Origin of the sequence: Streptomyces sp. NBC_01288 (assembly GCF_035982055.1) — a bacterium.
Taxonomy (GTDB): domain Bacteria; phylum Actinomycetota; class Actinomycetes; order Streptomycetales; family Streptomycetaceae; genus Streptomyces.
Map to the genome: position 1 here is coordinate 3,354,911 of NZ_CP108427.1, position 17,088 is coordinate 3,371,998.

Below are 17,088 nucleotides of genomic sequence, written 5' to 3' on the forward strand. Positions count from 1 at the left end.
ACGACAAAACTTGGGCCCACCCCGAGTCCGCGCCGGCGCCCGCACAAACCGCGGCCCACCCCGCAACAACATGTCGTGGGCCCGCGTCAGGTCTGCGGCGCAGCAGGTCGCAGGCCCGCCCGGGATACGCCCGTGACCAGCCCTCGGCCCGCGTCGGCTCTGTGGCTCAGCAAGTCGGAGGCCCGGCCCGGGATCCGCCCCACGACCTGCCCCAGGCCCCCGCTCGCAACGAACCACAACCCACTCCGGGGCCGCCCCGCGAGAAGCCCCGGGGTCACCGGACAACAAGCCCCGGGCCCCACCGGGTCCGCCCCCACAACAACCCCGCCCTGCGCCCCAGCGACAGGCCTCGGCCCGCCTTGCGCCCGTCGTCACGACATGTCCCCGGACCACCCCTGCCCGCCTGCCCGCCTGCCCGCCTGCCCGCCTGCCCGCCTGCCCGCCTGCCCGCCGCGAGTCTTGGACACCCCCGGGTGCGTCCCCGCAGCAAGCCCCAAACCCCGCCCGAATCCACCCCGCGACCTGCCCTGGACCCAGGCCCACCCTGAGCCCGCCCCTCGACACACCTCAAGCCCGTCCCGAGCCCACCCTGACCGCCCCCAACACGCCCCCGACCCGCCCAGAGTTCACCCCCGGCTCCGCCCTAGGGGCCAGGTCAGGGTCGTTCTCCACCCACGGGCCCTGTCCTCGACCGCACCCGTGCGGTTACCTTCGCAGCGTGGCGATGTTTCGGCTCCAGGGCAGCAAGGTGCTCGCCGTCGACATGACCGGGGACGCCGTGAAGGCGAAGAACGGCTCGATGGTCGCGTACGACGGGCAGATGGCCTTCAAGAAGATGAGCGGTGGCGGTGAGGGCATCCGGGGGATGGTGACCCGGCGGCTCACCGGTGAGCAGATGACGGTGATGGAGGTGAGGGGGCAGGGGACGTGCTGGTTCGCGGACCGGGCCTCCGAGATCAACCTCGTGAATCTCCAGGGGGACAAGCTGTACGTGGAGTCGAGCAATCTGCTCGTGACCGACGCCGGGCTGCGGACGGGGACCACGTTCACCGGGCTGCGCGGCGCCTCGCAGGGCAACGGGCTGTTCACGACGACCGTCGAAGGACATGGCCAGGCGGCGATCATGTCGGACGGTCCGGCGGTGGTGCTGCGGGTCAGCCGGCAGTACCCGCTGACCGTCGACCCGGGCGCGTACATCGCGCACCAGGGGAACCTCCAGCAGTCCTTCCAGTCCGGTGTGACCTTCCGCACGCTCTTCGGGGAGGGCGGCGGCGAGGCTTTCCAGATCCGCTTCGAGGGCGACGGACTCGTCTACGTCCAGCCCAGCGAGCGGAACACGATCGCGGGGGACGTGTGACATGACGTTCACCGAGATCAACTCGAAGATGATCCAGGCCACGGTCATGCCGGGCCAGCGACTGTTCAGCCAGCGCGGCGCGATGCTCGCCTACAAGGGCGACGTCTCCTTCACCCCCAACATCCAGGGCGGCCAGGGCGGCGTCATGTCGATGCTCGGGCGCCGGGTGGCGAACGAGGCGACCCCCCTGATGACCGTCGAGGGCAGCGGCACCGTGATGTTCGGTCACGGCGGCCACCACATCCAGATCATCAACCTCACCGGCGACACCCTCTACGTGGAGGCCGACCGCCTCCTCGCCTTCGAGGGCACCCTCCAACAGGGCACGATGTTCATGGGCTCCCAGGGCGGCGTCATGGGCATGGTCCGCGGCCAGGTCACCGGCCAGGGCCTGTTCACCACCACCCTCCAGGGGCAGGGCGCGGTCGCCGTGATGGCCCACGGCGGCGTCTTCGAGGTCCCGATCACCCCAGGGCGCCCGGTCCACGTCGACCCGCAGGCCTACGTCGCCCACCACGGCGACGTACGCAACAAGCTGTCCACGGCGCTCGGTTGGCGCGACATGGTGGGCCGGGGCTCCGGCGAGGCGTTCCAGCTGGAGCTGAGCGGCAGCGGCGCGGTGTACGTCCAGGCGTCGGAGGAGAAGCTGTGAGCCAGTACGCGGGGTCCGGCCCCACGATCTACGACCCGATGACCCTCCCGGTCGACGACAACGTCAACAAGTACACCTTCTGCGTGGAGCTCAAGGGGAGCCAGTGGTTCCTGCAGAAGGGGAAGATGATCGCCTACTACGGCTCGATGGAGTTCAACGGCATCGGGCACGGGCGACTCGACCGACTTGTCCGTACGTCGTTCCATTCGCCTCTGCACGCGAGCGACTGGGTCGTGGCGGACGGCTCGGGCAAGATGCTGCTCGCCGACCGGGCCTTCGATGTGAACGCGTACGACCTCGAAGACGCCAACATGACCATTCGCTCGGGCAACCTGCTCGCTTTTCAGCCAAGTCTCGCTCTCAAGCAGTCGATTGTTCCCGGCTTTCTGACACTCATCGGAACCGGCAAGATCGTGGCCGCGTCGAGCGGCCCCGTGGTGTTCATGGAACCCCCGATCCGGGTGGACCCGCAGGCCCTCGTCGGCTGGGCCGACTGCCCCTCCCCCTGCCATCACTACGACCACACGTACATGACCGGCCTGATGGGCGGTCTACGTGCGATGACGGGCATCGGCGGGGCCTCCGGGGAGGAGCACCAGTTCGAGTTCGTCGGGGCCGGCACGGTGCTGCTCCAGTCGTCGGAGAACCTGATGCCCGAGCAGGCCACAGGGGTTGTGCCGCACGAGCCGGGGGTGCCGGGCGGGGGCGGGGCCCCCACAGGCCCCTCACAGCAAGCGGGGGCACCGCGCCTTCCCGGACAGCTGGGGGACCTCCAGCGTCGCTTCGGGCTGTGAGCGGTAGTCTGCGGAGTGTGACGTCGAACGTGTGCGCGCCGTCACGCCACCCCTCACTAGTTCGCCTTTCAACATTTTAGGTAGACTTCATTCATGGAGACCGAGACGGCCACGCGCTGGCTGACCGAAGAGGAGCAGTGCGCCTGGCGCACCCACCTGGAGGTCAACAGGCTGCTGACGTACCAACTCGAAAAGGATCTGCAGCCGTTCGGCCTGACGATGAACGATTACGAGATCCTGGTGAATCTCTCCGAGGCGGAGGGCGTACGACTGCGGATGAGCGACCTCGCGGCCGCCACGCTCCAGTCCAAGAGCCGCCTCTCGCACCAGATCACCCGCATGGAGAACGCGGACCTGGTCCGCCGGGAGAACTGCGAGTCGGACCGCCGGGGCCTGTACGCGGTGCTGACCGACCACGGTCTGGAGACGATGCAGAAGGTCGCGCCCCACCATGTCGCCTCCGTACGCCGCCACTTCATCGACCTCGCCACCCCCGAGGGTCTGTCCGACCTCAGCAAGACCCTGAAGCCGATCGCGGAACACCTGCGGGGCCAGCGGGGACGTCCCTGACCGTCCGTCGGGGCGGGGCTGTTCTGGGGGCTGCCGCCCCCAGACCCCCGCATCGGCCCTGAAGGGGCCTCGTCCTCAAACGCCGGACGGGCTGAATAGTGCCGACCTGCGCTGAAGAGGCCCCGGTCGGACCGGCTTGTGCCGGCCCGCGTTAGAGAAGCGCCGAACGGCCGGGATTGCGCCGACCTGCGTTGGACGGATACCGGACGGGCTAGATTGCGCGGCCGGTCTTGGCGAGGCACCGGACGGGCTGGATCGTACCGGCCTCGTCATGACACCGGGTCCGCTGAGACCCGGTGTCATGACAGCTTTTAGCGGCGCGGGGAACGGCGCGCCCAGCCACACCGCACCGGCACCCAAGACACAACCCCCGCACCCCCCGCCACCACCCCGGCGATCACAAAACAAACCCCCAACGGCACCCGCCCCACCAGCAGCCCCGTCAGCACCGACCCACCCGAACTCCCCGCGTTCACCGCCATGTTGACCCACGCCCCGGCCTGAGTCCGCGCCTCCGGCGCAGCCACCTCGTCGGCGAGCAGATACGCGGTGGTCAACGCCGGTGCCACAAAGAACCCCGCACACCCCACAGCCACGGTGAGCGACCACACCCCCGAGGCGAACCCGGCCGCGGCCAACGCCAGCCCAAGCCCCAACGCGGCCCCGGGCAACCGAACCCGCGCGGCCACACGCCAGTTGACCGCCCCGTTCAAGAGGCCACCCACCGCGCTGCCCGCCGACACCGCCGCCAGCACCCACGGCACGACGTCATCGCCGTACCCCCGCTGCTCCACGAACGCCATCACCAACAGATAGACCGCACTCAACGCGAGCCCCATCCCCCCGGCCACGACCACCGGACCGAGCAGCCCACGCACCCGGGCCGGCCTCAACCCCCGCCCGGCGCCCGCGGATACGCGCACTCCGGACAGCGCCGGTGACATGACGAAGGCGATCGTCCCGGTCACGATCAGGGCCGCGCTGAGCAGGACCCCGGCAGCCGGTGGAGCGATGGTGAGCAGCGCGCCGACCGCCAACGGGCCGATGACGTACAGGAGTTCCTCCGCGACGCCGTCGAGGCTGTAAGCGCGCCGCAACAGCCCACGGTCACCGACGAGTTCGGCCCACACGGAGCGCATCGTGGGTCCAAGTGGGGGCGCGCACATGCCCGTCAGCGCGGCCACGATGCCGAGCACCACCTCCGGCGTCCCGGGGCTCCAGGTCACCGCCGCGAGGACGCACAGGAGACCGCCGTAGAGGAGAGCCATGGGGAGCACGGCGCGGCGCGGGCCGTGGCGGTCCACCAGGGCCGCGCGCAGGGGGAGCAGGAGGACGGTCGCGGTGCCGAAGACGGCCATGACCGTGCCGGCGGCGGCGTAGGAGCCGGTGGCGCGGACGACCGCGAGCAGGACCGCCGGGGAGACGATCCCGTAGGAAAGGCGGCCTACCAGTGCGGCCGCGAACGTGCGGCGGGCGTACGGGACTTGGAGTACGGCGGCATACGAAGGGCACGCCGAAACCGGCGTGGAAGAAGACGCGGACATGCGAGATGTTCCTCAACTGGAGGCAGGAGAAGGGGACGCCTGTGCGCCGCGCGACGGCGATCCGACTGGTGTCTGCCGTGCGCGGGCCTGGGCGGGCCCTATGCCAAGAGAAGGAACATGCGGTCAACGTACCAACGGGACAGGGGCGTTGACCATCGAGTTAGCCGCCCGCAGTACCCGCGATCACCCCTCCGTGATCTCCGCGATCAGCTCTCCGTGATGCCCGCGATCAGCTCGTCCGCCGCCCGGTACGGGTCCAACTCGCCCGCCACGACCCGTTCCGCGAGAGCGCCGACACGGCGGTCTCCGTGCAGGTCGCCGATGCGCGCGCGCAGGGCCGTGACCGCGATCGTCTCGACCTCGCGAGCCGCCCGGGCCGTGCGGCGCTCCGCGAGGACGCCGTGCTCCTCCATCCACGCCCGGTGCTTCTCCAGTGCCTCCACGACCTCGTCGATGCCCTCGGCGCGGGAGGCGACCGTCTTGACGATCGGGGGGCGCCAGTCGCCGGGGCCTCGGGACTCTCCGAGGCCGAGCATGTGGTTCAGCTCGCGGGCGGTCGCGTCGGCGCCGTCACGGTCGGCCTTGTTGACGACGTAGACGTCGCCGATCTCCAGGATTCCGGCCTTCGCCGCCTGGATGCCGTCGCCCATCCCCGGGGCCAGCAGCACCACGCTCGTGTCCGCTTGAGACGCGATCTCGACCTCCGACTGGCCGACCCCCACCGTCTCCACCAGGATCACGTCGCAGCCCGCCGCGTCCAGGACGCGGATCGCCTGCGGGGCGGACCAGGCGAGGCCGCCGAGGTGGCCGCGGGTGGCCATCGAGCGGATGTAGACGCCGGGGTCGGAGGAGTGGTCCGACATGCGGACACGGTCGCCGAGCAGGGCGCCGCCCGAGAACGGCGAGGACGGGTCGACGGCCAGGACGCCGACCCGCCTGCCCTGCTTGCGGTACGCCGTGACCAGCGCGGACGTGGACGTGGACTTGCCCACGCCGGGCGATCCGGTGAGGCCCACGACGTAGGCCCCGCCGGTCAGCGGTGCGAGGGTCGCCATGATCTCCCTGAGCTGCGGGGACGCCCCCTCCACCAGGGAGATCAGCCGGGCCACGGCCCGCGGCCGGCCTTCCCTGGCCTGGGCCACCAGCGAGGCGACGTCCTGCATCACGGCTCCGATCACTTGCGGATGTGCGAGAAGGTACTGCTGCTCAGGCCTTGGGTACCCGCACGATCAGCGCGTCACCCTGACCGCCGCCGCCGCACAGTGCCGCCGCGCCGACCCCGCCGCCGCGCCGCTTGAGCTCCAGGGCGAGGTGCAGGACCAGGCGGGCGCCCGACATGCCGATGGGGTGGCCCAGGGCGATGGCGCCGCCGTTGACGTTCACCTTTTCCGTGGACACCCCGAGGTCCTTCATTGACTGCACCGCGACGGCGGCGAAGGCCTCGTTGATCTCGATCAGGTCGAGGCTCTCGACCTCCAGGCCCTCCTTCTTCAGGGCGTGCAGGATCGCGTTCGAGGGCTGCGACTGGAGGGAGTTGTCGGGTCCCGCCACATTTCCGTGGGCGCCGATCTCGGCGATCCACTCCAGGCCCAGCTCCTGCGCCTTGGTCTTGCTCATCACGACCACGGCCGCCGCACCGTCCGAGATCTGTGAGGAGGTGCCGGCGGTGATCGTGCCGTCCTTGGTGAACGCGGGGCGCAGCTTGCCGAGCGACTCGACCGTGGTCTCCGCGCGGATGCCCTCGTCCTTGCTGAAGACGACGGCCTCGCCCTTGCGCTGCGGGATCTCGATCGGGGTGATCTCGGCCTCGAAGACGCCGTTCTGCTGGGCGGCTGCCGCCCGCTGGTGGGAGAGAGCGGCCACCGAGTCCTGCTCCGGCCTCGCGATACCCAGCCGCGTGTTGTGCTTCTCCGTGGACTCGCCCATCGCGATGTTCTCGAAGGCGTCGGTGAGGCCGTCGTAGGCCATCGCGTCGAGCATCTCGATCGCGCCGTACTTGTAGCCCTCGCGGGACTTGGGGAGCAGGTGGGGGGCGTTGGTCATGGACTCCTGGCCGCCCGCGACGATCACGTCGAACTCACCTGCACGGATGAGCTGGTCGGCGAGCGCGATGGCGTCGAGGCCCGAGAGGCAGACCTTGTTGATGGTGAGCGCGGGGACGCTCATGGGGATGCCCGCCTTGACGGCGGCCTGGCGTGCCGGGATCTGCCCTGCCCCGGCCTGGAGCACCTGGCCCATGATCACGTACTGCACCTGGTCGCCACCGATACCCGCACGGTCGAGAGCGGCCTTGATCGCGAAGCCGCCGAGATCGGCTCCGGAGAAGGACTTCAGGGAGCCCAGCAGGCGTCCCATGGGCGTCCGGGCGCCCGAGACGATCACCGAGGTCGTGCTGTTCGTTCCAGACATGAGGTGCGATCCCCTTCCAGCGTGTTTCAGCTGAGGAGTGAACGAGGGTTTACTTGAAATGTACTGAGCGGTAGTCCACCCCGTCATCGGGCCGTCGGTGTGATCGCGCGCACGTTGCGTAACCATCGCGCTCGCGCTGCACTACATACATGCTGACGCGAATCGACCACATCGGGATCGCCTGCTTCGACCTCGACACGACCGTCGAGTTCTACCGGGCCACGTACGGCTTCGAGGTGTTCCACTCCGAGGTCAACGAGGAACAGGGCGTACGCGAGGCCATGTTGAAGATCAACAACACGGACGACGGCGGCGCCTCCTACCTCCAGCTCCTGGAGCCCACCCGCGAGGACTCCGCCGTAGGAAAGTGGCTGGCGAAGAACGGGGAGGGGGTCCATCACATCGCCTTCGGTACGGCGGATGTGGATACGGACTCCGAGGACATCCGGGGGAAGGGCGTACGCGTTCTGTACGAGGAGCCCCGACGCGGTTCCATGGGGTCACGGATCACGTTCCTGCACCCAAAGGATTGCCATGGCGTACTGACAGAACTGGTCACTTCGGCGCCTGTTGAGTCACCTGAGCACTGACCCTCGTACATATGGGCCGGTAGGGTTGGGGTCGGTCGTCGCTCGCAACCAGGGCAACGGCATGCCGGGGTCCGGGTTTCGGGGGGCGAGCGTCGGGCAGCAGCCCATGCTCCGTCGTTGATCTGACACCATTCCCCGGGAGCACCGTCCGTTGGATGGACGGTGCTCGTTGGAGTAAACCGCGACCAGGGGACGGATGGGACCGCGCAGTGCGGGGCTACGAACGCCAGGAGCGAGAGCCGGCGGCTGACGTCGACCACCTCTCTCGGTTCGAGGCCGAGATGGAGCGGCTGAAGACCGAGCGGGAAAAGGCGATCCAGCATGCCGAGGACCTCGGCTACCAGGTCGAGGTGCTGCGCGCCAAGCTGCACGAGGCGCGCCGCACCCTCATGTCCCGACCGGCTTACGACGGCGGTGACATCGGCTATCAGGCCGAGCAGATGCTTCGTAATGCCCAGGTCCAGGCCGACCAGTTGCGGCAGGACGCCGAGCGGGAGCTGAGCCAGGCCCGCGCGCAGACCCAGCGCATCCTCCAGGAGCACGCCGAGCAGGCCGCGCGCCTCCAGGCGGAGCTGCACCAGGAGGCGGTGACCCGGCGCCAGCAGCTCGACCAGGAGCTGGGAGAGCGCCGGCAGACCGTCGAGTCGCACGTCAACGAGAACGTGGCGTGGGCCGAGCAGCTCCGCGCCCGCTCGGAGTCGCAGGCCCGCCGTCTCGTGGACGAGTCGCGCGCCGAGGCCGAGCAGGCGCTGGCCGCCGCCCGCGCCGAGGCCGAGCGCGTCGCCACCGAGGCCCGGCAGCGGCTGGAGATCGACGCCGAGACGGCCCGCGCGGAGGCCGAGCAGCTGCTGCGCCGCGCCCGCACGGACGCCGAGCGGCTGCTGAACGCGGCGTCCTCGCAGGCCCAGGAGGCCACCGACCACGCCGAGCAGCTGCGCAGCTCCACGGTCAACGAGTCGGATTCCGCCCGCCGTCAGGCCACCGAGCTGAGCCGGACCGCCGAGACCCGCATGGCCGAGGCCGAAACCTCACTGCGTGAGGCGCGCCTGGAGGCGGAGAAGGTCCTCTCCGAGGCGAAGGAGGCCGCCGCCAAGGCGCTCTCCAGCGCCGAGTCGGCCAACGAGCAGCGCACCCGTACGGCGAAGGAGCAGGTCGCCCGGCTGGTGACGGAGGCCACCAAGGAGGCCGAGTCCACCAAGTCGGACGCCGAGCAGGTCGTCGCCGAGGCCCAGGCCAAGGCCGACAAGATCGTCGCGGAGGCCGAGGAGAACGCCCGCAGCCTCACCGCCGAGGAGACCGCCTCCCAGCTCGCGAAGGCCGCCCGTACCGCCGAGGACGTCCTCGACAAGGCGTCCGAGGACGCCAAGAACACCACGAAGGCCGCCACCGAGGAGGCCGAGCGGATCCGCTCCGAGGCGGAGGCCGAGGCCGACCGGCTGCGCGCCCAGGCGCACGACATCGCCGAGGGGCTCAAGGGCGCGGCGAAGGACGACACCAAGGAGTACCGGGCCAAGACGGTCGAGTTGCAGGAGGAGGCGCGCCGGCTGCGCGGCGAGGCCGAGCAGCTGCGCGCCGACGCGGTCGGCGAGGGCGAGCGCATCCGCGCCGAGGCCCGCCGCGAGGCCGTCCAGCAGATCGAGGAGGCGGCCAGGACCGCCGAGGAACTGCTGTCCAAGGCCCGCGCCGACGCCGACGAGCTGCGCCAGACCGCCACCACGGACAGCGAGAAGGTCCGCACCGAGGCCATCGAGCGCGCCACCACGCTGCGCCGGCAGGCCGAGGAGACCCTCGACCGCACCCGCAAGGAGGCCGAGCGGCACCGCTCCGAGGTCATCGAGCAGTCCGAGGGCATCAAGGCGGATGCCGAACAGGCCGCACGCGACCTGCGCGACGAGACCGAGCGGGCCATAGAGGCACGCCGCGAGGAGGCCGCCGAGGGCCTGACGCGGCTGCACACGGAGACCGAGGAGCGGCTCGCCGCTGCCGAACAGGCGCTCACCGACGCCCGCGAGGAGGCCGAGCGGATCCGCCGCGAGGCCGCCGAGGAGACCGAGCGACTGCGCGGCGAGGCCGCCGACCGCATCCGCTCCCTCCAGGCGCAGGCCGAGACGGAGGCCGACCGGCTGCGCAACGAGGCCGCGGGCGACGCGTCCGCGTCCCGCGCCGAGGGCGAGGCCATCGCCGTACGTCTGCGGTCCGAGGCGTCGGCCGAGGCCGAGCGGCTCAAGACCGAGGCGCAGGACACCGCCGACCGCGTCCGCGCGGAGGCCCAGGCCGCCGCCGAGCGACTGGCCACGGAGGCGTCCGAGACGCTGGCCGCCGCCCAGGAGGAGGCCGTACGGCGTCGTCGTGAGGCCGAGGAGCTGCTCGGGTCGGCCCGTGAGGAGGCCGGGCAGGAGCGCGAGCGGGCCCGCGAGCAGAGCGAGGAGCTGCTGGCCTCGGCGCGCAACCGCGTCGAGGAGGCGCAGTCCGAGGCCGTCCGGCTGGTCGAGGAGGCCGACCGGCGCGCGAACGAGATGGTGTCGGGCGCCGAGCAACACGCCCAGCAGGTACGGGAGTCCGTCGCCGGGCTGCACGAGCAGGCGCAGGAGGAGATCGCCGGGATCAGGTCGGCCGCCGAGCACGTGGCGGACCGCACCCGGCGCGAGGCGCAGGAGGAGGCGGACCGGGTCCGCGCCGACGCGTACAGCGAGCGGGAGCGGGCCACCGAGGACGCCAACCGCGTCCGGCGCCGGGCGGCCGAGGAGACGGACGCCGCCAAGGCCCTTGCGGAGCGCACCGTTTCGGACGCCATCGCGGAGTCCGAGCGGCTGCGGTCGGAGTCGGCCGAGCACGCCCAGCAGGTGCGTACCCAGGCCTCGGACACGATCGCGCAGGCCGACCAGGACGCGGCGCGGGCCCGTGCCGACGCCCGCGAGGACGCCAACCGGATCCGTTCGGACGCGGCGACGCAGGCCGACACCCTCATCACCGAGGTGACGGCGGAGGCGGAGCGGCTCCAGACGGAGACGATCAACGAGGCCGAGCGGGTGCGCTCGGAGGCCGTGGCCAAGGCGGGGAAGCTCGTCTCGGACGCGACCGGGGACGCGGAGCGGCTGCGTGCCGAGGCCGCCGACACGGTGGGTTCCGCGCAGCAGCAGGCCGAGCGGATCCGTAACGAGTCCAACCGTCTCAAGGCGAACGCGGAGGCAGCGGCCGAGCGGGTCACCTCGGCGGCGCGCGAGGAGTCCGAGCGGACGCTGGACGAGGCCCGTAAGGAGGCCAACAAACGGCGCTCCGAGGCGGCCGAGCAGGTCGACACCCTCATCACGGAGACCGCGGCCGAGGCCGACAAGCTGCTCAGCGAGGCCCAGCAGCAGGCACAGAAGACGACGGCTGACGCCGAGGCGCAGGCCGACTCGATGGTCGGCGCGGCCCGCAACGAGGCCGACCGGCTGGTGTCCGAGGGCACGGTCGAGGGCAACTCCCGGGTGGAGCGGGCCCGTACGGACGCGGACGAGCTGTTGGTCGGCGCGCGCCGGGACGCCACCGCCATAAGGGAGCGGTCCGAGGAGCTGCGCGACCGCATCACGACCGAGATCGAGAACCTGCACGAGCGGGCCCGCCGTGAGTCCGCCGAGACGATGAAGTCGGCCGGCGACCGCTGCGACGCGCTCATCAAGGCGGCCGAGGAGCAGCTCGGCAAGGCCCAGATGAAGGCCAAGGAACTGGTCTCGGACGCCAACTCCGAGGCGGGCAAGGTCCGTATCGCCGCCGTGAAGAAGGCGGAGGGTCTCCTCAAGGAGGCCGAGCAGAAGAAGTCCACGCTCATCCGCGAGGCCGAGGAGCTGAAGGCGGAGGCGATCCGCGAGGCCCGGCGCACGGTCGAGGAGGGCAAGCGCGATCTGGAGGTGCTCGTCCGCCGCCGCGAGGACATCAACGCCGAAATCTCCCGTGTCCAGGACGTCCTGGAAGCGTTGGAGTCTTTCGAGGCCCCGACAGCGGCCAAGGACGGCGGGGTCAAGGCGGGAGCCACGGCGGGCGCAACTCGTTCGGGTGGCAAGTCCGTTGAAGGCTAGGGAAAGCTGGGAACCTCCTGTGAGGTTCGGGCGTTCTGGGGCCTTTGACCCGGTCCTTGGCAAGCGGTCCGACGGTTAGCCACTCAAAAGAGGTGTCATTCTCCAGATCAAACACGTATCCGCTCGATGACACACCGCTTCGGCCCCTAGGATTCCACCTATCACCTCACCGGTCTCATTCGACAGGAACCCCATGAGCGACACTTCCCCCTACGGCTTCGAGCTTGTGCGGCGTGGGTACGACCGCGCTCAGGTGGACGAACGCATCTCGAAGCTCGTCTCCGACCGTGACAGCGCTCTGGCCCGTATCACTGCTCTTGAAAAGCGCATCGAGGAGCTCCACCTCGAAACGCAGAACGCCGCGGCCCAGGTAAGCGACGCCGAGCCGTCGTACGCCGGTCTCGGCGCGCGGGTCGAGAAGATCCTCCGCCTCGCCGAGGAAGAGGCCAAGGACCTGCGCGAGGAGGCACGGCGCGCGGCCGAGCAGCACCGCGAACTCGCGGAGTCCGCTGCCCAGCAGGTCCGCAACGACGCAGAATCGTTCGCTGCGGAGCGCAAGTCCAAGGCGGAGGACGAGGGCGTCCGGATCGTCGAGAAGGCCAAGAGCGACTCCTCCCAGCTGCGGGGCGAGGCCCAGAAGGACGCGCAGCAGAAGCGCGAGGAGGCCGACGCCCTCTTCGAGGAGACCCGCGCCAAGGCCGCGCAGGCCGCCGCCGACTTCGAGACGAACCTCGCCAAGCGGCGCGAGCAGTCCGAGCGCGACCTGGCGTCGCGTCAGCAGAAGGCCGAGAAGCGCCTCGCGGAGATCGAGCACCGCGCGGAGCAGCTCCGCCTTGAGGCCGAGAAGCTGCGTACGGACGCGGAGCGTCGCGCCCGTCAGACGGTGGAGACGGCTCAGCGCCAGGCCGAGGACATCGTGGCCGACGCGAACGCCAAGGCCGACCGCATCCGTTCGGAATCCGAGCGCGAGCTGGCCGCCCTGACGAACCGTCGCGACAGCATCAACGCCCAGCTGACGAACGTGCGCGAGATGCTCGCCACGCTCACCGGTGCCGCGGTGGCCGCCGCGAGCTCGCCGGTCGAGGACGAGCCGATCTCTCGTGGAGTTCCGGCTCAGCAGTCCCGGTAAGCACCTGTCGTAAAGCTGAGGCCCGCACTCCCTTCGGGGGTGCGGGTCTCAGCCGTGTCCCGGCGGTGTCTCAGCCGTGTCCGGCCAGCAGGGGCAGATACACGTCGTCGACGATCCCGACGAGGACGGCGTCGGCGACCGGGTCGCGGGAGACGACCATCTCGTACCGCAGCAGGTCCGCGGGGACGGTGACGGCCCGTCGGGGGAGGTCCGCGGTGGGGATCTCGCCCCGCTTCACGGCCCGCTGAAGCAGCGTCAGCAGGATGTCGTGCATGATCCCGAAGACCTTCGGGTCCAGGTCGGTCACCTCCGCGAGCAGACCCCGGATGACGTCCGGGCCGATCTCCCGCTGCCGTTCGGCCATCAGCCGCAGCAGGGTCAGCACGTCCTCGCGCAGCTCCCCGGTGTCGGGCACCTGGTCGACGATGAAGCCGGTGCGGTGCGGCAGGGCGGCCTTGACGAGTTCGGCGCGGTTGGCCCAGCGCCGGTAGAGGACCTGCTTGCCGGTCCTGGCCCGGGCCGCGACGCCCTCCATGGTGAGCCGGGCGTAGCCGACCTCGGCGATTTCCTCCCAGACGGCGTCCAGGATGTCGGCCTCCAGCGCGGCCCCGCGCCGCCGCGTCTGCTCTGCGGCCATCACCGGCACCCCCGACTCCCACTAGGAGACCTTGCGTCTCTTACCGGGTCCAGTCTAACGTGGCCCTTTAGAGACGCACCGTCTCTAAAGGCGTCTCCAAAGGGGGAACCGCCATGTCCGACACCACCGTCCGCCCCGCCGAACACCTCGACCCCGCCGTCCGCAAACTCGCCGGCATCCTCGTCCTCGGCGCCCTCGCCCCGCTCCTCGACAGCACGATCGTCTCCATCGCCCTGCACACCCTGGGCCACGACCTGGGCGCCTCCACGACGAGCCTGCAATGGGTCAGCACCGCGTATCTCCTGGCCCTCGCCACGGTCGTCCCGGTCTCCGGCTGGGCCGTCGAACGCTTCGACTCCCGCCGCGTCTGGCTCGGCGCGCTGATCCTCTTCCTCGCCGGATCGCTCCTCTGCGGCCTCGCCTGGAACATCGACTCGCTGATCGCCTTCCGAGTGATCCAGGGCATCGGCGGCGGACTACTCCTGCCCGTGCTCCAGACCCTGGTCATGCGCGCCGCCGGCGGCCGCGGCCTCGGCCGCCTGATGGCGGTGATCACCCTGCCCGCCATGGTCGTACCGATCCTCGGCCCGGTCGTCGGCGGCCTGATCGTCGGCCACCTCAGCTGGCGCTGGATCTTCTACGTCAACCTGCCCGTCTGCCTGCTGGCCCTCGCCCTGGCCTGGCGCGGCGTCCCGAAGGACACCCCGCGCCCCGGCCACCGCCTGGACCTGACCGGCCTCCTGCTCCTCTCCCCCGGCCTCGCCGCCCTGGTCTACGGCCTGTCCGAGACCGGCATGGCCCGCGCGACGGCGATCCCGGTGGGCGCCGTACTCATCGCCCTGTTCGCCCGCCACGCACGGCGCGCCCGCGAACCCCTCGTGGACCTGCGCCTGTTCCAGGACCGCGCGTTCGCCGTCTCCTCGATCCTGACGTTCCTGAACGGGCTCGCCCTGTTCGGCGGGATGTTCCTGCTCCCCCTCTACTACCAACAGGCGCGCGGCGAGGGCGTGATCGCGGCCGGGCTGCTGCTGGCGCCGCAGGGTCTCGGCAGTCTGCTGGCCCGGGTCACCGGCCCACTGACCGACCGGCTCGGGCCACGCCCGGTCACCGTGGCGGGGATGCTGCTGTGCGCGCTGGGCACCCTCCCCTTCCTCCTCCCGCACCCCGGTGGAGCGCTGCTCCTCGGCGCGCTGGTCGTGCGCGGGCTCGGGGTGAGCGCGGCCAACATGGCGGTCATGGTGGGCGCGTACCAAGGCCTCGACCGGGCCCGCATCCCGCACGCCAGCACCACCGTCCGGATCGTGCAGCAGCTCGGCGGGTCCGTCGGCACCGCCGTACTCGCGACGGTCCTCGCGCACGGGCACGGCGGCTCCGCCTTCCCGCACGCGTTCGCCTGGGCGACGGCGTTCACCGTTGTTGCCTGCTTCGTCGGACTCTGTTTGCCCGTTCGGGTGGCATCCGCCGAACGCCCGTCTTAGCGTGGCCGCATGATCGAGCTTGAGGGGCTGACCAAGCGGTACGGCGAGAAGGTGGCGGTCAACAACCTCACCTTCACCGTCAGACCCGGCATCGTCACGGGCTTCCTCGGCCCGAACGGCGCCGGCAAGTCGACGACGATGCGCATGATGCTCGGTCTCGACCGGCCGACCGCCGGTGACGTGCGCATCGACGGCCAGCACTACGACCAGCTCAAGGACCCGCTGACGTACATCGGCGCCCTCCTCGACGCCAAGGCCATGCACGGCGGCCGCAGCGCCTTCAACCACCTGCTGTGTCTCGCGCAGAGCAACGGCATCTCCAAGGCCCGGGTGCATGAAGTACTCGACACCGTCGGGCTCACGACCGTGGCGAAGAAGAAGGCCAAGGGGTTCTCGCTCGGCATGGGCCAGCGGCTCGGCATCGCGGGCGCGCTGCTCGGCGATCCGGAGATCCTGATGTTCGACGAGCCGGTCAACGGGCTCGACCCCGAGGGCATCCACTGGATCCGCAACCTGATGAAGTCCCTTGCCGCACAAGGCCGTACGGTCTTCGTCTCCTCGCACCTGATGAGCGAGATGGCGCTGACGGCCGATCACCTCGTCGTCATCGGCCAGGGCCGGCTCCTCGCGGACACCTCCATGGCCGACTTCATCCAGCAGAACTCGCGCTCCTACGTCCGGATCCGCACCCCGCAGCGCGAGCGGCTGCTCGATGTCCTGCACCAGGCCGGGATCACCGTGGTCGAGTCCGGCAGCGGGGTTCTCGAAGTCGACGGGGGCAAGTCCGAGCAGATCGGTGAGCTGGCCGCGTCGCACCAGCTCGTGCTGCACGAGCTGAGTCCCCAACAGGCCTCCCTGGAGGAGGCGTTCATGCAGTTGACCGCGGAGTCGGTGGAGTACCACGCGCATTCCGACGCACCACCACCCCCCGTGGCACCTGCTCCGCAGCAGGGCTGGGGCGACGGCTGGAAGAAGGGCTGACATGGCGGCGACCCAGGTCATCCGCTCGGAGTGGACCAAGATCCGTTCCGTCGCGTCGACGGTGTGGACGCTCTCGCTGGCCGTGGTGGTGACGATCGGGCTCGGCATGCTGATCTCGGCGCTGTCGAAGAGCCAGTTCGACGACATGAGCGCCAAGGACAAGCTGTCCTTCGACCCGACGTTCATCAGCTTCGCCGGGATGAGTCTCGGTCAGCTCGCGATGATCGTGTTCGGGGTGCTGGTCGTGTCGAACGAGTACAGCACTGGCATGATCCGCACCTCGCTCGCGGCCGTCCCGCAGCGCGGCACCTTCCTGTTCAGCAAGATCGCGGTGGCCGCCGGGCTGTGTCTCGTGGTCGGCCTGGTGACGAGCTTCCTCACGTTCTTCCTCGGGCAGGCGATGCTCGGCTCCCACCGGGCGGAGATCGGCGACCCGGGTGTGCTGCGCGCGGTGATCGGCGGCGGGCTCTACATGACCCTGATCGCGCTGTTCTCCATGGGCGTCGCCTCGATGCTGCGCTCGCCGATGCTGTCGCTGGGCATCCTGATGCCGTTCTTCTTCCTGATCTCCAACATCCTCGGCAACGTCTCCGCGACGAAGAAGATCGGCCAGTACCTGCCCGACCAGGCCGGCAGCAAGATCATGCAGGTGGTCACCCCGGTCGACGACTCGGCGCCGTACGGCCCCTGGGGCGGGTTCGGGATCATGGCCCTGTGGGTGCTCGCCTCACTCGTGGGCGCCTACGTCCTGCTGAAGCGGCGGGACGCCTAGCTTCGGGCCTCGGTTTCGGGCCTCGGCTTCGGGCGTTGCTTTACTTTCTCTTGGGCGGAACCGTCAGCGCCCCGATATCCTCCTAACCCTTACGGGGGCGTGTGCCCTGCTGTCCTG

Annotated in this window: 14 protein-coding genes; 10 read left to right on the forward strand and 4 right to left on the reverse strand. The window is 70.4% G+C overall.

Translation table 11 applies throughout. From position 1 onward, the window contains the following. The first annotated feature begins 724 nt into the window (after window positions 1–724). From OG194_RS14365 to OG194_RS14380, 4 genes are all read left to right on the forward strand, one after another. Entirely contained in the window at window positions 725–1,357 is a 633-nt protein-coding gene (locus OG194_RS14365; RefSeq protein ID WP_327407071.1) for an AIM24 family protein, read from the forward strand. Between the two features lies 1 nt (window position 1,358). Next, a complete protein-coding gene (locus OG194_RS14370; RefSeq protein ID WP_327401255.1) occupies window positions 1,359–2,009 on the forward strand; it encodes an AIM24 family protein in 651 nt (216 codons plus the stop codon). Continuing rightward, window positions 2,006–2,803, forward strand: coding sequence for an AIM24 family protein (locus OG194_RS14375; protein ID WP_327401256.1), 798 nt, complete (start codon window positions 2,006–2,008; stop codon window positions 2,801–2,803). The genes OG194_RS14370 and OG194_RS14375 overlap by 4 nt, the downstream gene beginning before the upstream one ends. Window positions 2,804–2,896: 93 nt before the next feature. Then, the gene (locus tag OG194_RS14380) at window positions 2,897–3,373 is read left to right on the forward strand and encodes a MarR family winged helix-turn-helix transcriptional regulator (RefSeq protein WP_327401257.1); all 477 of its coding nucleotides are present in this window, start codon (window positions 2,897–2,899) and stop codon (window positions 3,371–3,373) included. 311 nt (window positions 3,374–3,684) lie between these two features. Here OG194_RS14380 and OG194_RS14385 read toward each other — a convergent pair whose 3' ends face one another. From OG194_RS14385 to OG194_RS14395, 3 genes are all read right to left on the reverse strand, one after another. Beyond that, window positions 3,685–4,917 carry an MFS transporter gene (locus OG194_RS14385; RefSeq protein ID WP_327401258.1) on the reverse strand — a complete coding sequence of 411 codons (1,233 nt, stop codon included), beginning with the start codon at window positions 4,915–4,917 and terminating at the stop codon, window positions 3,685–3,687. 206 nt (window positions 4,918–5,123) lie between these two features. Next, complete coding sequence (meaB, locus tag OG194_RS14390; protein ID WP_327401259.1) at window positions 5,124–6,080, reverse strand: methylmalonyl Co-A mutase-associated GTPase MeaB; 957 nt, start codon at window positions 6,078–6,080, stop codon at window positions 5,124–5,126. Window positions 6,081–6,123: 43 nt separating this feature from the next. Continuing rightward, on the reverse strand, window positions 6,124–7,326 hold the full coding sequence (locus OG194_RS14395; RefSeq protein ID WP_327401260.1) for an acetyl-CoA C-acetyltransferase: 1,203 nt from the start codon (window positions 7,324–7,326) through the stop codon (window positions 6,124–6,126). A 149-nt stretch (window positions 7,327–7,475) separates the two neighbouring features. On the opposite strand from OG194_RS14395, the gene mce reads away from it, so the two are divergent. The 3 genes from mce (at window position 7,476) to OG194_RS14410 (ending at window position 13,103) form a co-directional block, all read left to right on the forward strand. Continuing rightward, window positions 7,476–7,916 (forward strand): methylmalonyl-CoA epimerase, encoded by a 441-nt coding sequence (mce, locus tag OG194_RS14400; RefSeq protein WP_019073152.1) that lies wholly within the window; start codon window positions 7,476–7,478, stop codon window positions 7,914–7,916. Between the two features lie 209 nt (window positions 7,917–8,125). Further along, a complete protein-coding gene (gene scy / locus OG194_RS14405; protein WP_327401261.1) occupies window positions 8,126–11,974 on the forward strand; it encodes a polarized growth protein Scy in 3,849 nt (1,282 codons plus the stop codon). A gap of 193 nt (window positions 11,975–12,167) precedes the next feature. Beyond that, the gene (locus tag OG194_RS14410; RefSeq protein WP_327401262.1) at window positions 12,168–13,103 is read left to right on the forward strand and encodes a cellulose-binding protein; all 936 of its coding nucleotides are present in this window, start codon (window positions 12,168–12,170) and stop codon (window positions 13,101–13,103) included. 70 nt (window positions 13,104–13,173) lie between these two features. On the opposite strand, the gene OG194_RS14415 is transcribed toward OG194_RS14410, so the two are convergent. Beyond that, window positions 13,174–13,740 (reverse strand): TetR/AcrR family transcriptional regulator, encoded by a 567-nt coding sequence (locus OG194_RS14415; protein WP_327401263.1) that lies wholly within the window; start codon window positions 13,738–13,740, stop codon window positions 13,174–13,176. Between the two features lie 113 nt (window positions 13,741–13,853). On the opposite strand from OG194_RS14415, the gene OG194_RS14420 reads away from it, so the two are divergent. The 3 genes from OG194_RS14420 to OG194_RS14430 are packed head-to-tail and all read left to right on the forward strand — an operon-like array spanning window position 13,854 to window position 16,971. After that, the gene (locus OG194_RS14420) at window positions 13,854–15,218 is read left to right on the forward strand and encodes an MDR family MFS transporter (protein ID WP_327401264.1); all 1,365 of its coding nucleotides are present in this window, start codon (window positions 13,854–13,856) and stop codon (window positions 15,216–15,218) included. A gap of 9 nt (window positions 15,219–15,227) precedes the next feature. Then, the gene (locus OG194_RS14425; RefSeq protein WP_327401265.1) at window positions 15,228–16,199 is read left to right on the forward strand and encodes an ABC transporter ATP-binding protein; all 972 of its coding nucleotides are present in this window, start codon (window positions 15,228–15,230) and stop codon (window positions 16,197–16,199) included. A gap of 1 nt (window position 16,200) precedes the next feature. Beyond that, a complete protein-coding gene (locus tag OG194_RS14430) occupies window positions 16,201–16,971 on the forward strand; it encodes an ABC transporter permease (protein ID WP_318018857.1) in 771 nt (256 codons plus the stop codon). Window positions 16,972–17,088: the final 117 nt, after the last annotated feature.

Bases quoted from the DNA above. Each gene is read 5' to 3' on its own strand.
- OG194_RS14425 (WP_327401265.1), top strand. From the start codon at position 15,228: ATGATCGAGCTTGAGGGGCTGACCAAGCGGTACGGCGAGAAGGTGGCG.
- OG194_RS14365 (WP_327407071.1), top strand. From the start codon at position 725: ATGTTTCGGCTCCAGGGCAGCAAGGTGCTCGCCGTCGACATGACCGGG.
- OG194_RS14415 (WP_327401263.1), bottom strand. From the start codon at position 13,740: ATGGCCGCAGAGCAGACGCGGCGGCGCGGGGCCGCGCTGGAGGCCGAC.
- OG194_RS14430 (WP_318018857.1), top strand. From the start codon at position 16,201: ATGGCGGCGACCCAGGTCATCCGCTCGGAGTGGACCAAGATCCGTTCC.
- OG194_RS14370 (WP_327401255.1), top strand. From the start codon at position 1,359: ATGACGTTCACCGAGATCAACTCGAAGATGATCCAGGCCACGGTCATG.
- OG194_RS14395 (WP_327401260.1), bottom strand. From the start codon at position 7,326: ATGTCTGGAACGAACAGCACGACCTCGGTGATCGTCTCGGGCGCCCGG.
- OG194_RS14385 (WP_327401258.1), bottom strand. From the start codon at position 4,917: ATGTCCGCGTCTTCTTCCACGCCGGTTTCGGCGTGCCCTTCGTATGCC.
- meaB (WP_327401259.1), bottom strand. From the start codon at position 6,080: ATGCAGGACGTCGCCTCGCTGGTGGCCCAGGCCAGGGAAGGCCGGCCG.
- OG194_RS14380 (WP_327401257.1), top strand. From the start codon at position 2,897: ATGGAGACCGAGACGGCCACGCGCTGGCTGACCGAAGAGGAGCAGTGC.
- mce (WP_019073152.1), top strand. From the start codon at position 7,476: ATGCTGACGCGAATCGACCACATCGGGATCGCCTGCTTCGACCTCGAC.
- OG194_RS14410 (WP_327401262.1), top strand. From the start codon at position 12,168: ATGAGCGACACTTCCCCCTACGGCTTCGAGCTTGTGCGGCGTGGGTAC.
- OG194_RS14420 (WP_327401264.1), top strand. From the start codon at position 13,854: ATGTCCGACACCACCGTCCGCCCCGCCGAACACCTCGACCCCGCCGTC.